Raw genomic sequence first — 16,748 nt, 5'->3', positions numbered from 1 at the left:
CCACCGACCGGGCATCCTCATTTGATTTCACTAAGGTTCACGCCGCAGGTACATCCAAAATACTCAGTAGCGCAATACCACTGTACCCCGGAATCGCGCACATGTGTTGGGTGGTACGTCACGAGAGGGCCTGTCCGACAATGCCGGACAGGGTCTTCCCTCAAGCTGAGCGCGGACTATTCTGCGCTTCGTGACTCCTCCCCGGAGGGGCTTCTCACTTGACTGCCAGACAGCTTCATGACGGACAAGCCCTGCCCGGCGCGGCGAAGCGCAGTAGGGAAGCTATCAGCTGTATGCGATGCATCACAGCCGATTCAGAAAGGATTGCCGTGGCCGAAAGCGAGCACACGCAGGTCGCTGCCCAGGGCTGGGAGCAGGCCTCTGCCGACCCGCAATACAGGGCGGCGGTTGTCGACCTGCTGGGAGCACTTGCCTACGGGGAGCTGGCGGCCTTCGAGCGGCTCGCCGAGGACGCCAAACTCGCGCCGACGCTGGCCGACAAGGCGGAGCTGGCAAAGATGGCCTCCGCCGAATTCCATCACTTCGAGCGGCTGACGGACCGGCTGACCGCGATCGAGGTGGAGCCGACGGGCGCGATGGAGCCGTTCGCCAAGGCGCTCGACGACTTCCACCGCCAGACCGCGCCGTCGGACTGGCTGGAGGGCCTGGTCAAGGCCTACGTCGGCGATTCGATCGCCAGTGACTTCTACCGCGAGGTCGCCGCCCGGCTCGACTCGGACACCCGCTCTCTCGTCCTCGCCGTGCTCGACGACACGGGCCACGGCAACTTCGCCGTCGAGAAGGTGCGCGCCGCGATCGAGGCCGACCCGCGTGTCGGCGGGCGGCTCGCGCTGTGGGCGCGCCGGCTGATGGGCGAGGCGCTCTCGCAGGCACAGCGGGTGGTGGCCGAGCGCGACGCACTGTCGACGATGCTCGTCGGGGGTGTGGCCGACGGATTCGACCTGGCGGAGGTCGGGAGGATGTTCTCGCGGATCACCGAGGCGCACACCAAGCGGATGGCCGCGCTCGGGCTCGCCGCGTAGTCGGTTCACCGGGGCCGTCCGGCGTCCGTCCCCGCGGGTGCCGGACGGCTTCAGGCCGCCGCTGATCGGCTCAGGCGGTGGCTGCCGGGGCGGACCAGCAGCGAGAGCGTCACGGCCCCGATCAGCGCCGCGCCGATCAGCGTGGCCACGACGTGGTCCGGGCCCAGCACCGAGTGCATGAGAAACGCTCCGAACACCGCTCCCAGAGCGCCGGTGGCGAAGACGGCACGGCGGGACGGGAGCCGGTGCGGCAGCGAGCGGAGCGCCACCCAGGCGAGGGCGAGCCCGAGCACGACGGAGCCGAGGAATTCCAAGATCACAGATGATCACCTCGCGAGTTGCGGGGCGGGTAAATCGGTCGTTAGCGGTACTACCCGAGGGTTGCGGAACGCAACCCTCCTTGAACAGGGTTCGCTCAGGAATCGCCCGGCTGACGGAAACGCGGACGCGGACGCGGACCGAAAAGCGGGCCGGAACGGAAAGCGGCCCGGCGGGGAATTCCCACCGGGCCGCTGCCACGGTCACCGCTTCGAGCGTGCTGCCTACAGCGCGCCGAACCCCACGCGGCGCGTGCTCGGCTCGCCGATCTCCACGTACGCGATCCGGTCGGCCGGCACCAGGACCTTGCGGCCCTTCTCGTCCGTGAGGCTGAGCAGCTGCGCCTTACCGGTGAGAGCCTCGGCGACTGTGCTCTCGACCTCTTCGGCGGAAAGCCCGCTCTCCAGAACGATCTCCCGGGGCGTGTGCTGCACCCCGATCTTGACCTCCACGGCTATGTCCCTCCGACGGTCAGTCCCTGCGCGGTGAACCGCGCCGTACGCAGCACACATTAGCCCGCTGAGGGGATCCGCCAGCGGCCGGTGGGCAACGCCCGCAGCGAACACGGGCGCCGACCGCACCCGGCGACTTCCATTCAGTGCTGATCGATGCCGTGCAGCGGGAAGCCCGCGATGCCCCGCCAGGCCAGCGATGTGAGCAGCTGCACCGCCGTGTCCCGCGGAATGGCGGACTGGCTGGAGAGCCAGTAGCGGGCGACCACCTGGGAGACACCGCCCAGACCCACCGCGAGCAGCATGGACTCGTCCTTGGACAGTCCCGTGTCACCGGCGATGACGTCGGAGATGGCCTCCGCGCACTGCAGCGAGACCCGGTCGACGCGCTCGCGCACCGCGGGCTCATTGGTCAGGTCCGACTCGAAGACCAGCCGGAAGGCGCCGCCCTCGTCCTCGACGTATGCGAAGTACGCGTCCATCGTCGCGGCGACGCGAAGTTTGTTGTCGGTCGTCGACGCCAGCGCCGTGCGGACCGCCTGGAGCAGCGACTCGCAGTGCTGGTCGAGCAGGGCCAGATAGAGCTCCAGCTTGCCCGGGAAGTGCTGATAGAGCACCGGCTTGCTGACCCCCGCCCGCTCGGCGATGTCGTCCATCGCGGCGGAGTGGTAACCCTGCGCCACAAATACTTCCTGCGCGGCGCCCAGCAGCTGATTGCGTCGGGCGCGGCGAGGCAGTCGAGTGCCCCGCGGGCGCGCCGCCTCGGTCTGCTCGATGGCTGTCACGCCGCCTCCCAAATTTGTGATCGGACACAGCCTTTCCATGCACGCTGCGCCGTACAGCCATCGTACTTTTGGGTAACCCGGGTACGCGCGGCGCGGACGCAGAATTTCACGGACCGGACGGCTGCGGTAGCCACAGATTCGTCGACCGATGGGGCAAAGCGGGGCGTATCAGCGGTAATCATCTTCATCCTGTGTGACAACACGAGCCTGCTCCACCGCATCCGCCTCATTGGCGCTGTCCCGGTCGATGTCCGTGAGCGGTTCGTCCTGCCGCTGCTGGAGATCGGCCCGCTGCTCGGCGGCGTCCGCCCGGGGCGTCTCCTGGTCCGGCTCGTCCGGCTGGATGTCCTCGAAGGTCTCCGGGTCACTGGGGTCGACCGTCATGGTGACTCCCTTCCTTGCTTCGAGCCTAGGAGCTACCCCTGCCAGCCGCTATGCGGTGTGTGACCGCGAACACATGAACCGCGGTGTGATCGTCTCGTAACATTGCCGCATGTCTTCGACCGAGCTGCCGGGAGTCCGCGCCGCCACCGCGGTGGCCCCCACGGTGAGCACCGTCAGGGTCGCGGAGGGGGAGGAGCTGCGCTCCGTCGCGCTGCCCGGACTGACGCTGACCGTCCGATCCCGGCCGCCGGAGCGGACCGGGCTGCCGCCCGCGCTCTATGTGCACGGGCTCGGCGGCTCCTCGCAGAACTGGTCGGCGCTGATGCCGCTGCTCCAGGACCTGGTGGACGGCGAGGCGGTCGACCTGCCCGGTTTCGGCGACTCGCCGCCGCCGGACGACGGCAACTACTCGGTCACCGGTCATGCCCGTGCCGTGATCCGGTTCCTCGACGCGGGGGAGCGCGGGCCCGTCCATCTGTTCGGCAATTCGCTCGGCGGCGCCGTGGCCACCAGGGTTGCCGCGGTCCGCCCCGACCTGGTGCGCACCCTCACCCTCATCTCGCCCGCGCTCCCCGAGATCCGGGTGCAGCGGCCCGCCGTACCGACCGGACTGCTCGCCGTTCCGGGCGTCGCAACCCTGTTCGCCAGGATGACCAGGGACTGGACCGCGGAAGAGCGCACGCGCGGCGTCATGGCACTCTGTTACGGCGATCCGGCGCGCGTCTGCGAATCGGGCTTCCGTGAAGCGGTGGCCGAAATGGAGCGTCGGCTGGAGCTGCCGTACTTCTGGGACGCGATGGCGCGCTCGGCACGTGGCATCGTCGATGCGTACACGCTGGGCGGGCAGCACGGACTGTGGCGCCAGGCCGAGCGGGTGCTCGCACCGACCCAGCTCGTGTACGGCGGACGGGACCAGCTGGTCTCGTACCGGATGGCACGCAGGGCGTCCGCGGCCTTCCGCGATTCGCGGCTGCTGACACTGCCCGACGCGGGGCACGTGGCGATGATGGAGTATCCGGAGGCGGTCGCCCAGGCGTTCCGGGAACTGCTCGACGAACGCGGCGGGAGCTGATCCGGGGCGTGGGACGACATAGTCGAAAGGGCCCCGAACCCGCGGGGGCCGACATCGAGGCCGCCGTCGCGAATACAGGCGGTGATCGCGAGGGCGTACGTCCGGGGCCCGGCAGTGGGCGGCGCCGGAGGCCGGCCGACACACCGGCCGGTGCGGACGGGCACACCCCGTTCCGGCAGACCGGCCACGTCCGCGGCGGCCACCCCGAACAGCGTGAACCCGGCGGCGGCTGGGGGACCGGGCCGCAGCAGACGGTGCCCCGGCGCCAGCAGCAGGCCGGTGGTCGACTGGTGGTACCGGGACCGCGGCGCGAGTTCGTCGAGGCTTTCGACACGCCACCTGAACCCCCCGCGCCCCGTGGGCCTTCCGCCCCGTCGGCCCCGTCGGCCGAACCGTACAGCTCGGTCGGCGAGTGGGACGAGCAGCCGCCGCACGGTGACGCCGACGCGCCGACGCCCACCAAGGACGGCAAGGGCACCAGGGGCCGCACCTTCACCGGTATCGCGGCCGCCGCGGTGACCACCGTGCTCGCGGTGGTCGTGGCCGGGCAGGTCGCCCACGACAGCGGCGGGACCAGTGCCGCGCAGCCCGCGGGCGTCGACCGGGACGGCACCGACGGCGCCTCCCGCTCGGACGACCGGCCGACCCCGAAGGCGGCGCAGGTCAAGTCCCTTTCGTACGCGGAGAAGATGGCCAAGGCGTATCCGCTCTCCCCGAAACTCCATGGGTCCGGGAAGTTCGAGGCGGTTCCGGGTACGGCGAAGGCCCCGGGCAGGGGCCACAAGTACCGCTACCGGATCGATGTCGAGCAGGGCCTCGGGCTCGACGCCTCGCTCTTTGCCCGGGCCGTCCAGGAGACGCTCAACGACGACCGCAGCTGGGCACACGACGGCGCCATGACGTTCGAGCGGATCTCCTCCGACGACCCCGATTTCGTGATCACCCTGGCCAGTCCCGGGACCACCGGGGACTGGTGCCGGAAGTCGGGCCTGGACACGACCGAGGACAACGTCTCGTGCGACTCCGCGGCGACCGAACGCGTGATGATCAACGCCTACCGCTGGGCGCAGGGTTCGTCGACGTTCGGCCCGGACAAACTCTTCGCCTACCGCCAGATGCTGATCAACCATGAGGTCGGTCACCGGCTGGGGCACGACCATGTGAGTTGTGGCACGCCGGGAGCCCTCGCTCCGGTGATGCAGCAGCAGACCAAGTCCCTGGACATCGACGGGATCAAGTGCCGGTCCAACGCCTGGGTGTATCCGGGCAGTTGAATCGAGGAGGGTCGGGCCGGGGGGTATGCCGGACCGTCTCGTCGAACGAGCCGGGCTCCGCCGCCATCTGCCGGTCGGTGCGTCCCCGCCCCAAGCCGTCCGCATGTTGAGATGGTCGTCTCATTATGCGTTGACATCTCCTGGGTGGTGATCCATATTTCTCGGCATGTCACGCAGCCCCGTCACCCCCGAACGCGCCGCCATAGAGCTGGCGCTCATCGGCGTGACCGGGCACAGCGTCGCCGACATCCACTGTTGCTGACGCCTGCCCGAGCGCGCGTCGGCCCTCTGTCCGAGCCCTGAACCGGCCCGGACGACCATGCACGACTGCCGCGCCTGGGCGCACTCCGTCCGCAGGCGCGACAGTTTCAGTGTTCCGGTCATCTTTTTCCATGTGCCGACCGGTTGTGTGCACTCGCTCTCGTTGCTGCCTGCACGGAAATTCCCTCCGTTCTTTTCTTCAGGCAGTACTCCGAGAGGTCACCTTCCGATGCGTCAACCGTCCGTCATATCGCGCCGCGTGGCAGCGGCCGCCGTAGTACTCGTCGTGGTCGCGGGTGCCGCGGCCTGCGGGCCCCAGGACAGCAAGGACAGCGACGGCAATTCCGGCGCAGCGGGCCCGCCCGAGAAGGGCGGCACGCTCACTGTCCTCAACAGCAAGCCGCAGGAGGACTTCGACCCCGCCCGGCTCTACACCTCCGGCGGCGGCAACGTCCCGTCCCTCGTCTTCCGTACGCTCACCACCCGCAACCGGGAGGACGGCGCAGCGGGCGCGAAGGTCGTCCCCGACCTGGCGACCGACCTGGGCACGCCCAGTAAGAACGCCACCGTGTGGACGTACACCCTCAAGGACGGCCTGAAGTACGAGGACGGCACCGCGATCACGAGTGCCGACATCAAGTACGGCATCGAGCGCTCCTTCGCCGCCGAGCTCTCCGGCGGTGCGCCCTACCTGCGCGACTGGCTGATCGGCGGGGCCGACTACCAGGGCCCCTACAAGGACAAGAAGGGCCTCGACTCGATCGAGACGCCCGACGCGAAGACGATCGTCTTCCACCTCGACAAGCCGGAGGGTGAATTCCCCTTCCTGGCCACGCAGACCCAGACGACCCCGGTGCCGAAGGCCAAGGACAAGGGCACCAAGTACGAGGAGCACCCGATCTCCTCGGGGCCGTACAAGGTCGTCGAGAACGAGGGCGACGGCGAGCGCCTCGTCCTGGAACGCAACCCGCACTGGTCGGCCGCGACCGACAAGGAGCGCAAGGCCTACCCCGACCGGATCGACGTGCGCTCCGGGCTCGACTCCGCCGTCATCAACCAGCGCCTCTCCGCATCGCAGGGTGCCGACGCGGCCGCCGTCACCACCGACACCAACCTGGGCCCGGCCGAGCTCGCCAAGGTCACCGGCGACAAGAAGCTCGCCGCCCGCGTCGGCACCGGCCACTTCGGCTACACCAATTACATCGCCTTCAACCCGAAGGTGAAGCCGTTCGACAACCCGAAGGTGCGCCAGGCGATCTCGTACGCCGTCGACCGCTCCTCCGTGGTCAACGCAGCCGGCGGCTCCTCGCTCGCCGAGCCCGCCACCACCTTCCTCCCCGACCAGAAGGCCTTCGGGTACACCCCGTACGACCACTTCCCGGCCGGGAAGTCCGGCAACGCCGCCAAGGCCAAGGAGCTGCTGAAGGAGGCCGGCTACCCCAAGGGGCTGACCGTCACCCTCACGCACTCCAACGACAAGGACTTCGCCACCAGCCCGGAGATCGCCACCGCGCTCCAGGAGGCGCTGAAGAAGGCAGGCATCACCGTCAAGCTCCAGGGCCTGGAGAGCAACGACTACTCCGACACGGTCTACAACGTGAAGAGCGAGCCCGGCTTCTTCCTCGGCGGCTGGGGCGCCGACTGGCCGTCCGGCGGTCCGTTCTTCGCACCGATCTTCGACGGGCGCCAGATCGTCAAGGCCGGGTACAACTTCAACTCCGCCCAGCTGAACGACCCCGCGGTCAACAAGGAGATCGACGAGATCAACAAGCTGACCGACCTGAGCGCCGCCGCGAAGCGCTGGGGCGCGCTCGACGAGAAGGTCGGTGAGCAGGCACTGACGGTGCCGCTGTTCCACCCGGTCTACAAGCGCCTGTACGGCGAGTCCATCAAGAACGTCGTGATCAGCGACTGGACCGGCGTGCTCGACATCTCGCAGGTCGCGGTCAAGTAACCATGGCCGAAGCTCTACTGGCCGAGGAGTCGGGGGCCGTCAAGGCCCCCGACTCCGGGGCCCATTCGTTCTGGCGGCGGCTGCGCGCCCGGCGCGAGGCCCTCGTGGCGGCCGTCGTCGTCGCCCTGCTCATCCTGATCGCGCTCGCCGCACCGCTGCTCGCGGGCATCGAGGGCCAGGACCCCACCACGTACCACCCGGATTTCGTCGACTCCGCCACCGGCGGGGTACCGCTCGGCTCCTTCGGCGGGATCAGCGCCGAGCACTGGCTCGGCGTCGAACCGCTCACCGGACGCGACCTGTTCGCACGCGTCGTCTACGGGGCACGGGTCTCGCTCGGCGTCGCGCTCGCCGCCACCCTGCTCCAGGTGATCATCGGGGTCGGCGTCGGTCTCGCGGCCGGGCTCGGCAACCGCTTCGTCGACCAGGCACTCAGCCGGGTCACCGACGTCGTGGTCGCGCTGCCCGTCATGGTGATCGCGCTCGGCGCGCTCGCCGTCGTCCCCACGAGCTTCCCGCGCCCGGTCCTGATCGCCGTGATCATCGGCCTGGTCGGCTGGTCCGGCATCTCGAAGATCGTGCGCGCTCAGACGCTCGCGCTGAAATCGCTCGACCATGTCTCCGCCGCCCGGCTCAGCGGCTGGGGCTCCTGGCAGATCGCCAGGCGCGAACTGCTGCCCGCACTGGCCGCGCCCGTCATCACGTACGCCGTGCTGCTCTTCCCGGCCGACATCGTCGTCGAAGCGGCCCTGTCCTTCCTCGGCGTCGGCATCAAGCCGCCCACACCCTCCTGGGGGCAGATGCTCAGCGACGCCGACACCTGGTACCAGGCGGCGCCCACCTATCTGCTGATCCCCGCCCTGCTGCTCTTCGTCACCGTGCTGGCGCTGACCGTCCTCGGCGAGGGCGTACGCACCGCACTCGACCCACGCGCCGAATCCCGGCTGCGGATCGGCACCGGCCGGAAGAAGGAGGCCGAGGCATGAGGTGGTTCCTGCTCAGGCGCCTCGGCGGGGCGCTCTTCGTGCTGCTCGCGCTCAGCATCGTCGTCTACGCGGCCTTCTACGTCGCCCCCGGCAACGTCGCACAGATCGCCTGTGGTCCGCGCTGCTCGCCCGCGCAGGTGGCACAGGTCAGCGAACAACTGCACCTGGGCGACCCGTTGTACATGCAGTACGCGCACTTCCTCCAGGGGCTCTTCGCCGGCCGTGACTACTCGACCGGAACCGGGATGCTGCACTGCCAGGCGCCCTGCCTGGGGCTCTCGTACCAGAGCGACCAGCAGGTCACCGAGCTGATCCTGGCCAAGCTCCCGGCGACCGCCTCGCTCGCCGTCGGCGCCTTCGTGCTGTGGATGCTGCTCGGTGTCGGCACCGGGCTGCTCTCGGTGTGGCGGCGCGGGCGGCTGACCGAGCGCATCCTCACCGGGATCACTCTGGCCGGCATGGCCACACCGGTCTTCGTCATCGGCCTGCTGCTGATCATCATCCTGGTCACGGCGCTCCAGATCCTTCCGTTCCCGGACTATGTGCCCCTCACCGAGAACCCCGAGCAGTGGGCCTGGAACCTGCTGCTGCCCTGGATCTCGCTGGCGCTGGTGTCCGCGGCCCCGTACGCCCGGATGACCCGGGCCTCGATGCTGGAGACCCTGGCCGAGGACCATGTGCGCACCTTCAGGGCGTACGGGGTCAGCGAGCGGGCGCTCGTCGGGCGGCACGCGCTGCGCGGTGCGCTGGCGCCGGTGATCGCGCTCGGCGCACTGGACATCGGCTCGATGTTCGGCGGCGCTGTACTCACCGAATCCCTCTTCGGGATTCCGGGGGTCGGCCGCGAACTCGTCGACGCCGTGAAGCACGTGGACCTTCCGGTGGTCGTCGGTCTGGTGCTCGTCACCGGATTCTTCGTCGTCCTTGCCAATGCCGTCGCGGACATTCTGCAGGCGATGGCCGACCGACGGGTGGTGCTGGCATGAGCCTGGTCGAAGTCTGCGATCTCTCGATCTCGTTCGGCGACGTACGCGCGGTGGAGAAGCTGTCGTTCTCGCTGGAGGCCGGCGGCGCACTCGGCGTCGTCGGTGAGTCCGGCTCCGGCAAGAGCGCGTCGGCGTACGCCCTGCTCGGACTGCACCGGGGGACCGGGGCCAGGGTCGGCGGCTCGATCCGGGTCGCCGGGGTGGACGTGACCGCGGCGGACGACGCGGAACTGCGTTCCCTGCGGGGCGCGAAGGCGGCGATGGTCTTCCAGGACCCGTTGTCCTCGCTGGACCCGTACTACGCGGTGGGCGACCAGATCGCCCAGGTGTACCGGGTTCACAACCGTGCCTCCCGGCGTGTGGCGCGGGCCCGGGCCGTCGAGGTGCTGGACCGGGTCGGGATTCCCGACGCGGTACGGCGCTCCCGGTCCCGGCCGCACGAGTTCTCCGGCGGGATGCGGCAGCGGGCACTGATCGCGATGGCCCTGGCCTGCGAACCCCAGCTGCTGATCGCCGACGAGCCGACGACCGCCCTGGACGTCACCGTCCAGGCCCAGATCCTGGATCTGCTGCACAATCTGCGGCGGGAGACGGGCATGGGGTTGCTGCTGGTCACGCATGACGTGGGCGTGGCGGCCGAATCGGTTGACGAGGTACTGGTCATGCAGTCGGGGCGGGCGGTGGAACGGGGGCCGGTGGGCGAGGTGCTCGTGGCGCCGCGCGAGCCGTACACGCAGGCGCTGCTGGCGGCGGTGCCACGCATTCCGGCCCGCCCGGCGGCCTCGGACGAGAAGCCGGCCGCGGACGAGGGCGAGGCATCCGTCCATGGTGAGGAACTCGTCGGGAGTGAGCCGCTCGTCGAAGCCGTCGACGTCCGGCAGGTGTTCGGCAGGGGCAAGTCCGCCCTCGCCGCCGTCGACGGTGTCTCTCTCACAGTCCGGCGTGGCGAAACCCTTGGCATCGTCGGCGAGAGCGGCAGCGGAAAGACCACCCTCGGGCGGATGCTCGTGGGACTGTCGGAGCCCACCTCCGGGCGGCTCACCCGCCGGGCCCGGGTGCAGATGGTCTTCCAGGACCCCGTCTCCTCCCTCAACCCGCGCCGCTCGATCGGCGAATCGGTCGCCGACCCGCTGCGGGCCTCCGGGGAGCGCGACGAGGTCGTGATCCGGTCCCGGGTACGGGATCTGCTGAAGCGGGTCGGGCTCGACCCCGAGCAGTACGACCGCTACCCGCACGAGTTCAGCGGCGGACAGCGCCAGCGCGTCGGGATCGCACGGGCGCTGGCCGCCGAGCCGGAACTGATCGTCTGCGACGAGGCCGTCTCCGCACTCGATGTGACGACCCAGGCCCAGGTGACCGCCCTGCTGGCGCAGGTGCAGCGGGAGCTGGGGCTTGCTCTGGTCTTCATCGCTCACGACCTCGCCGTCGTACGGCAGGTCAGCGACCGGGTCGCCGTCATGCGACGGGGCCGGATCGTCGAGGAGGGCGAGGCGGACCAGGTGTACGGAGACCCCCGGGACCCGTACACCAAGCAGCTCCTGGCGGCCGTTCCCGCGCTCGATCCGGCGCTCGCGGCAGTGCGCCGCGCAGCCCGCAAGGAACTGGCCGCGGCCTGACCCTGCGTGACCGATCGCTCCCATAGCGCGACAGAACGCCATCGGGGCGGGAAAGTTACGACGGTTCACCCCTTTCGGTGGCGCGACGGACAACCGTCCGTCGCGCCACCGGCGTATCCGCTTACGGTCGTCCCGCTGTGAGTCGCTGTTCCAACGGCGGCCGACCACAAGGGAGATCGGGGGTGTGCTCGTGCGGATCGGACTCCTCACCGACGGTGGTTATCCGTATGCGACCGGTGAGTCCAGACTCTGGTGCGACCGTCTGGTGCGCGGACTCTCGCAGCACGAGTTCGATCTCTTCGCGCTCAGCCGCTCCGCCGAACAGGAAGCGCAGGGCTGGGTCCGGCTTCCGGCACCGGTCGGCCGGGTGCGGACGGTGCCGCTGTGGACGGCCGACGAGGACATCCTGGGCACCCACGCCTCCAAGGGGCTGCTCGCCCGGATGATGACGGGCGGGGGCGGACGCTCGTACGGACGGCGCGAAAGACAGCGTTTCGCGGCGTACTTCACGGCTCTCGCGACCTCCGTCTGCACGGCGGGTGCGACGAGCGGCGAGGACGATGCCGCAGGCGCGGGTTTCGGTGAACGGAGCGAAGGCGGGCGTACAGGGCGTACGGCCGCCGGAGTGGCGGACGCGCAGTTCACGGACGGCCTGTACGGACTGGCCGAGCTGGCCCGCGAACACGGGGGGCTCCCAGCGGCGCTCCGCTCCGAAACCGCCGTACGCGTGCTTGAAGCCGCCTGCCGTGCCCCGGGCACCGGGCGCACCGTCCAGACCGCCACCGTCCCCGACTTCCTCGCCTTCGCCCGGGAGCTCGCCCTGGTACTGCGCCCGCTCTCCCTCGACTGGTACGACGAGGAGAGCCTCGGCGCGGTCGACCTCTGCCACGCCACATCCGGTGGTGCCGCGGCGCTGCCGGGGCTGCTGGCCAAACGCTTCTTCGGGGTACCGCTGCTGGTCACCGAGCACAGCGTGCAACTGCGGGCGCACTACCTCGCAGTGACCGACACCCCCCTGAGTGCGCCGGTACGCGCCCTGCTCGCCAACTTCCACGGACGGCTCGCCACCGAGGTGTACCGGCAGGCCGCGATCGTCACCCCCGGCAACACCCACGCCCGCCGCTGGCAGGAACGGTGCGGTGCCGAGCGCGAGAAGCTGCGCACAGTCCACCCCGGCATGGAGTCCGGCCGGTTCACGGTCCTGGGGGAGAGCGGCGACAGCGGTCCCGACGACACGCTGGTCTGGGTCGGCCGGATCGAGCCCGCCAAGGACCTGATCGCGCTGCTGCACGCCTTCGCGGAGGTGCGGAAGGCCGAACCGGATGCCCGGCTGCGGATCATCGGCGCTCCGGCGCAGGGCCCGGAAGGTGCCACCTATCTCGCGCACTGCCGGGCACTCGCCGCCCAACTGTTCCCCGACGAGGCCACGGACGCACACGCCGTCGGTGACAACCCGGTCTCCTTCGAGGACATCGGCGGAGCCGAGGTGCCGGATCTGTCGGAGGCCTATGCGGCGGGTGGGGTCGTCGTCCTCTCCAGCGTTGTCGAGGGCTTCCCCATCAGCCTCGTCGAGGCGATGTTCTGCGGACGGGCCACGGTGTCGACGGACGTCGGCGCGGTGGTCGAAGTCATCGGAGGTACCGGGCTCGTGGTGCCCCCGCGCAATCCCAGGGCGCTCGCCGACGCCTGTCTCGCACTGCTGCGCGACCCCGAGCGCCGCGCGCGGCTCGGAGCGGCGGCGCGCGCCCGCGCGCTCGAACTCTTCACCGTCGAACAGAACCTCGCGGCATTTCGCGGCATTTACCTGGAGCTGATCTCGCACACACCGGTGCGCAGGGAAGCCGACACGGTGAACGCCGACGGCGAACCGCGCCCGTTCGCCACTCCGCCCGAGGCGCACGTCCAGGTCCCGTGGACGGCCTCGGGCCCCGCCCCGGCAGGCACGGCCGACCGCACACCCAGCTGGGCCGCAGAGCCCAGGACCATCTGCGCGGGAGCGCGGGGAGCGGGTGGCGGCGATGTGTGAACAGCAACAGGGGACGGCCGGGCCGGGCCGAAGCGGCGGGCCGGGACGGTCCGACGCAGTCGGCGACGATCACGGAGGAATCACCATGGGCGGCCCGACCGAGGTGTCCGACGCACCCGCCACACCGACCACCGGCGGAAGCTGGGACCTCCGCTCGGGGGCGCTCGTCGCCGAGACCTCGGAGCCGGTGTGGGGCCCGCCGACCCCGGACCCGGCAGCGGTGGCGGCAGCTGCGGTCGAGCCCGTGGGCGTGCCGGACGATGCTGCTCGGAACGAGGCTTCTCGGGGCGTCGAGGCCGGTGACGTATCGGCCGAGGCCGGTCCCCTCACGGCTCCGGACGCCGAGTCCTCCTCCGCACCGAAAGTTACAGAGAAAGCGGCCACGGAGAAAGCCGCCGCAGGGCACACCGCCGCAGAGCAGGTCTCCGCAGAGCGGACCTCCGCAGAGCAGACTTCCGCAGAGGGGGCCGCGACTCCCCGCGCCCCCGAGATCGCGCGCGCCGCTTCGGCGCGCAAGCTCAACGCCTCGCGCCGCGGTCCCGCCGACCCTGTGAAATCGCTGATGCACCGCCATCGCGAGCTGTGCGAGCGGGCCGTCGATCCGCTGGAGATCGCCGCCGGGCTCGAAGCCCATGGTGTCACCGACCGCGCCGCCGCCCGCTACCGGCACCGCGATGTCTTCTCGCTCGCCGAGGAGCTCTTCGCCCGGGTACCCGCCGTGGCGGGGGAGCCCGCAACAGCGCTCCGCGCGCCGGATCGCGACACCGAGACGCGCGCCGCCTGGTCGCTCCGCGCACTGGTGCCGGGCGCGGCCTGCATCGCGACCGCCGGCGCACTGAGGCTTACCGAGGGGGTGCTCGGAGGCCAGGGACGGCTTGCGATCGCCCTCACCGGAGCGCTCGTCGGCATCGTCGGACTCGTCCTCAGCCTGCGCAGCGGCCCCCTGCACGCCGAAGGCCGGTCCTCCGGCACCGCCCATGTGTACGGCTGCTGGCTCCTCGGCTATGTCCTGTACGGCGAAGCGCTGCTCGACCAGGTACTCAGCGGCGGCCCCGAAGGCCCCTGGACGCTCACCCCCGCACCGCTGCTGGGGCTGGCCCTCTCCGTCGCCCCGGCCGCTTGGTGCGCGCACCTCTTCTCCGTACACGCACACCGCAAACTCATCGGCAGCCGCGCACTGGAGGAGTTCGCCGCAGGTGTGCGCCCCCTGCTGTTCGGAGCCGTCGCACTCCACCTGTGCGTCCTCGCCGGGCTGCTCTACGTCGCGCATCTGGGGTACGGGGGCGGCGGCGCCTTCGTCGGGGCGGCCGCGCTCGGTGTGCTGCTCCTGCTGGCCCGGCTGCTGACCGTGCACGGCTTCCCAGAACCCGCCGCCGTCGGACTCGCCGCCGCCTGCGCCCTCGAAGCGCTGGCACCCGCCCTGGTCCTGGCCGGGCGGCTGCCCGGTCTGCACTTCCTCGCCCGCCCCGTCGATGCCCTTGTCGTGGCGGCCGGCACGGGAGCCGTACCCGCCGTCGCCTGTGGCGCAGCCGCGCTCGGGCTGCTGATCACCGCCACCATCGCCCTCTCCCGGGCATCCGCCCACGCCACACCCGGCGACGAAACCCGCAACACCGCGTAACCCGCGCGACCGAAGCCGCACCACCGCTCCACCCCCGCATACGAACCACCCGCACGCCCCCGCGGAGCCGACGCCGCGGGTCCTTCCCCCGTACCGCACCACACTTCCTCAAGGAGACACCGGACATGACCCCCCAATCCCCCGCACCGGCAGCCCGCCGTCGGCACCGAGGGGGCGCGCGATGAGGGTGCTGCTGCTCGGAGCCAACGGATTCCTCGGCCGGTTCGTGGCCGACCGTCTCCTCGCCGACCCCGCCGTGCACCTCACGGCGCTCGGCCGCGGCGACGACGCCGACGTACGGTTCGACCTCGCCGGCGGCAGCCCCGGGGCGCTGACCCGCTTCCTGGACGCCGTCCACCCCGGGGTCGTCGTCAACTGCGCGGGCGCCACCCGCGGCGGGGCCCGCGATCTGACCCGCCACAACACCGTCGCCGTCGCCACCGTCTGCGAGGCAATGCGGCGCAGCGGCTGTACGGCCCGTCTCGTCCAGGTCGGCTGTTCGTCGGAGTACGGGCCCTCGCAGCCCGGCTCATCGACCGCAGAGGACGCAATTCCGCGCCCCGGCGGCCCGTACGGCGTGAGCAAGCTCGCAGCCACCGAGCTCGTCCTCGGCTCCGGCCTCGACGCGGTCGTGCTGCGGGTCTTCTCCCCGGTCGGCCCCGGCACCCCGGCCGGTTCCCCGCTCGGCAGGCTCGCCGAGGCGATGCGCCGGGCCATGCAGTCCGGCGACGGCGAGCTGAAGCTCAGCGGGCTCGGGGTGCAGCGCGACTTCGTCGACGTACGTGATGTCGCGCGCGCCGTGCACGCCGCCTCGCTCTCCGCCGCGCAGGGCGTCGTCAACATCGGCACCGGTCGCGCCGTGCGGCTCCGGGACGCGGCCGCCGTCCTCGCCAGGGTCGCCGGATACGCGGGCGCGCTCCACGAACTCGACGCGCCCCCGCCCCGGCTGCCCATCGGCGCCCCGCGCGCCTCCACCGAGTCGGTCATCGAGCATCTCTCGGCGACCCCCTCCCCCTACCCGGACGGCTGCGGGGCCTGGCAGCAGGCCGACGTCCGCACCGCCAGGGACCGGCTCGGCTGGCGCCCCCGGATCAATCTGGAGGAGTCCCTCGCCGACATCTGGATGGAGGCGGCGTGCCGTATCTGACCCCCACCGAGACCGCCCACCGGACCAGCGGCGCCGAACAACTCGGCTTCGGCGTCCCCGGTTACGCGCATCCGCTGCTCGCCCCCACCGAATGGGCCGAGCTCACCCGCCCCGGCACCCCGCTGCACTGGGCGGTCCTCAACATCGACAACGGCCCCGGCGCCCGCCCCGACCCGCACTGTCTGGAGGCCGCGGGCCGGCTCCGCAACGCGCGGGAGCGGGCCGTGCACGGCGAAACCCCGCAGGACTCCATTCGGGCGGCGGGCGGCCGACTGCTCGGCCACCTCGATCTGGCCTTCGGCAGCCGCCCCTTCGGCGAGCTGATCGCCGACGCGCAGTCCTTTATCGACTGGTACCGCGTCGACGGCTTCTATCTCGGCCGGTGCCCGGCCGGGCGTACCGACCTCGTAGCGGTCCGCCGTCTCACCAGCACACTCGCCACGCTTCTCGAACACGGTGACCACAGGGAGGAGCGCGGGCTGCTGGTGCTGGGGCCGGGCACCCATCCGCATCCGGGCTATGCCGAGGCCGCCGACCAGTTGGTCACCTTCTCCGGACCGTGGACCGACTACCGCTGGTCGCAGGTGGCGGAGTGGACCGCCGCCTATCCGCCGGAGCGGTTCGCGCACTTCGTCCACGGCGTCCCGCGCACCCACCTCGAAGAGGCCATGCGCATCGCCCGCTGGCAGGGCGCGGGCACGATCTTCTTCACGGACCGGGACAACCGACACGGGCGAACAGACCCATTCGCGGCGCTGCCCAGGTACTGGGACGAAATCGTCTCGCGGATCGGACCGGGTATCTCGGAATGAGAAGGGGCGTG

Annotated in this window: 16 protein-coding genes; 12 read left to right on the top strand and 4 right to left on the bottom strand. The window is 70.8% G+C overall.

Annotated features, from left to right (window positions below):
* The first annotated feature begins 329 nt into the window (after window positions 1-329).
* Window positions 330-1,043 (top strand): ferritin-like fold-containing protein, encoded by a 714-nt coding sequence (locus OG953_RS15150; protein ID WP_405684731.1) that lies wholly within the window; start codon window positions 330-332, stop codon window positions 1,041-1,043.
* Window positions 1,044-1,093: 50 nt separating this feature from the next.
* Here OG953_RS15150 and OG953_RS15145 read toward each other — a convergent pair whose 3' ends face one another.
* The 4 genes from OG953_RS15145 to OG953_RS15130 form a co-directional block, all read right to left on the bottom strand.
* Window positions 1,094-1,363: a hypothetical protein gene (locus OG953_RS15145; protein WP_405684730.1), complete on the bottom strand. Its 270-nt coding sequence runs from the start codon at window positions 1,361-1,363 to the stop codon at window positions 1,094-1,096.
* A gap of 222 nt (window positions 1,364-1,585) precedes the next feature.
* Window positions 1,586-1,813: a DUF3107 domain-containing protein gene (locus OG953_RS15140; protein ID WP_218105578.1), complete on the bottom strand. Its 228-nt coding sequence runs from the start codon at window positions 1,811-1,813 to the stop codon at window positions 1,586-1,588.
* Between the two features lie 143 nt (window positions 1,814-1,956).
* Window positions 1,957-2,598 carry a TetR/AcrR family transcriptional regulator gene (locus OG953_RS15135; RefSeq protein ID WP_030915445.1) on the bottom strand — a complete coding sequence of 214 codons (642 nt, stop codon included), beginning with the start codon at window positions 2,596-2,598 and terminating at the stop codon, window positions 1,957-1,959.
* 168 nt (window positions 2,599-2,766) lie between these two features.
* Entirely contained in the window at window positions 2,767-2,982 is a 216-nt protein-coding gene (locus OG953_RS15130; RefSeq protein ID WP_405684729.1) for a hypothetical protein, read from the bottom strand.
* Window positions 2,983-3,091: 109 nt separating this feature from the next.
* Between OG953_RS15130 and OG953_RS15125 the strand changes: the two genes are divergently transcribed.
* From OG953_RS15125 to OG953_RS15075, 11 genes are all read left to right on the top strand, one after another.
* A complete protein-coding gene (locus OG953_RS15125; protein WP_405684727.1) occupies window positions 3,092-4,054 on the top strand; it encodes an alpha/beta fold hydrolase in 963 nt (320 codons plus the stop codon).
* Between the two features lie 8 nt (window positions 4,055-4,062).
* A complete protein-coding gene (locus tag OG953_RS15120) occupies window positions 4,063-5,328 on the top strand; it encodes a DUF3152 domain-containing protein (protein WP_405684726.1) in 1,266 nt (421 codons plus the stop codon).
* A 166-nt stretch (window positions 5,329-5,494) separates the two neighbouring features.
* Window positions 5,495-5,590 (top strand): Ms4533A family Cys-rich leader peptide, encoded by a 96-nt coding sequence (locus tag OG953_RS15115; protein ID WP_322110005.1) that lies wholly within the window; start codon window positions 5,495-5,497, stop codon window positions 5,588-5,590.
* A 228-nt stretch (window positions 5,591-5,818) separates the two neighbouring features.
* Complete coding sequence (locus OG953_RS15110) at window positions 5,819-7,543, top strand: ABC transporter substrate-binding protein (protein ID WP_405684724.1); 1,725 nt, start codon at window positions 5,819-5,821, stop codon at window positions 7,541-7,543.
* 2 nt (window positions 7,544-7,545) lie between these two features.
* On the top strand, window positions 7,546-8,529 hold the full coding sequence (locus tag OG953_RS15105; protein WP_405684722.1) for an ABC transporter permease: 984 nt from the start codon (window positions 7,546-7,548) through the stop codon (window positions 8,527-8,529).
* A complete protein-coding gene (locus OG953_RS15100; RefSeq protein WP_405684721.1) occupies window positions 8,526-9,515 on the top strand; it encodes an ABC transporter permease in 990 nt (329 codons plus the stop codon). Before OG953_RS15105 ends, OG953_RS15100 begins: the two co-directional genes overlap by 4 nt.
* A complete protein-coding gene (locus OG953_RS15095; RefSeq protein WP_405684720.1) occupies window positions 9,512-11,131 on the top strand; it encodes a dipeptide ABC transporter ATP-binding protein in 1,620 nt (539 codons plus the stop codon). The genes OG953_RS15100 and OG953_RS15095 overlap by 4 nt, the downstream gene beginning before the upstream one ends.
* 190 nt (window positions 11,132-11,321) lie before the next feature.
* Entirely contained in the window at window positions 11,322-13,157 is a 1,836-nt protein-coding gene (locus tag OG953_RS15090) for a glycosyltransferase (RefSeq protein WP_405691842.1), read from the top strand.
* A 562-nt stretch (window positions 13,158-13,719) separates the two neighbouring features.
* Window positions 13,720-14,778, top strand: coding sequence for a hypothetical protein (locus OG953_RS15085; RefSeq protein WP_405691840.1), 1,059 nt, complete (start codon window positions 13,720-13,722; stop codon window positions 14,776-14,778).
* 181 nt (window positions 14,779-14,959) lie between these two features.
* Window positions 14,960-15,925, top strand: a complete 966-nt coding sequence (locus OG953_RS15080) for an NAD-dependent epimerase/dehydratase family protein (protein ID WP_327369728.1) — start codon at window positions 14,960-14,962, stop codon at window positions 15,923-15,925.
* Window positions 15,913-16,737, top strand: a complete 825-nt coding sequence (locus tag OG953_RS15075) for a spherulation-specific family 4 protein (protein WP_405684719.1) — start codon at window positions 15,913-15,915, stop codon at window positions 16,735-16,737. Before OG953_RS15080 ends, OG953_RS15075 begins: the two co-directional genes overlap by 13 nt.
* Window positions 16,738-16,748 lie beyond the last annotated feature (11 nt).

The organism is Streptomyces sp. NBC_00057 (assembly GCF_045041165.1).
Classification (GTDB): domain Bacteria; phylum Actinomycetota; class Actinomycetes; order Streptomycetales; family Streptomycetaceae; genus Streptomyces.
This window is presented reverse-complemented; position numbering and strand designations above follow the sequence as displayed.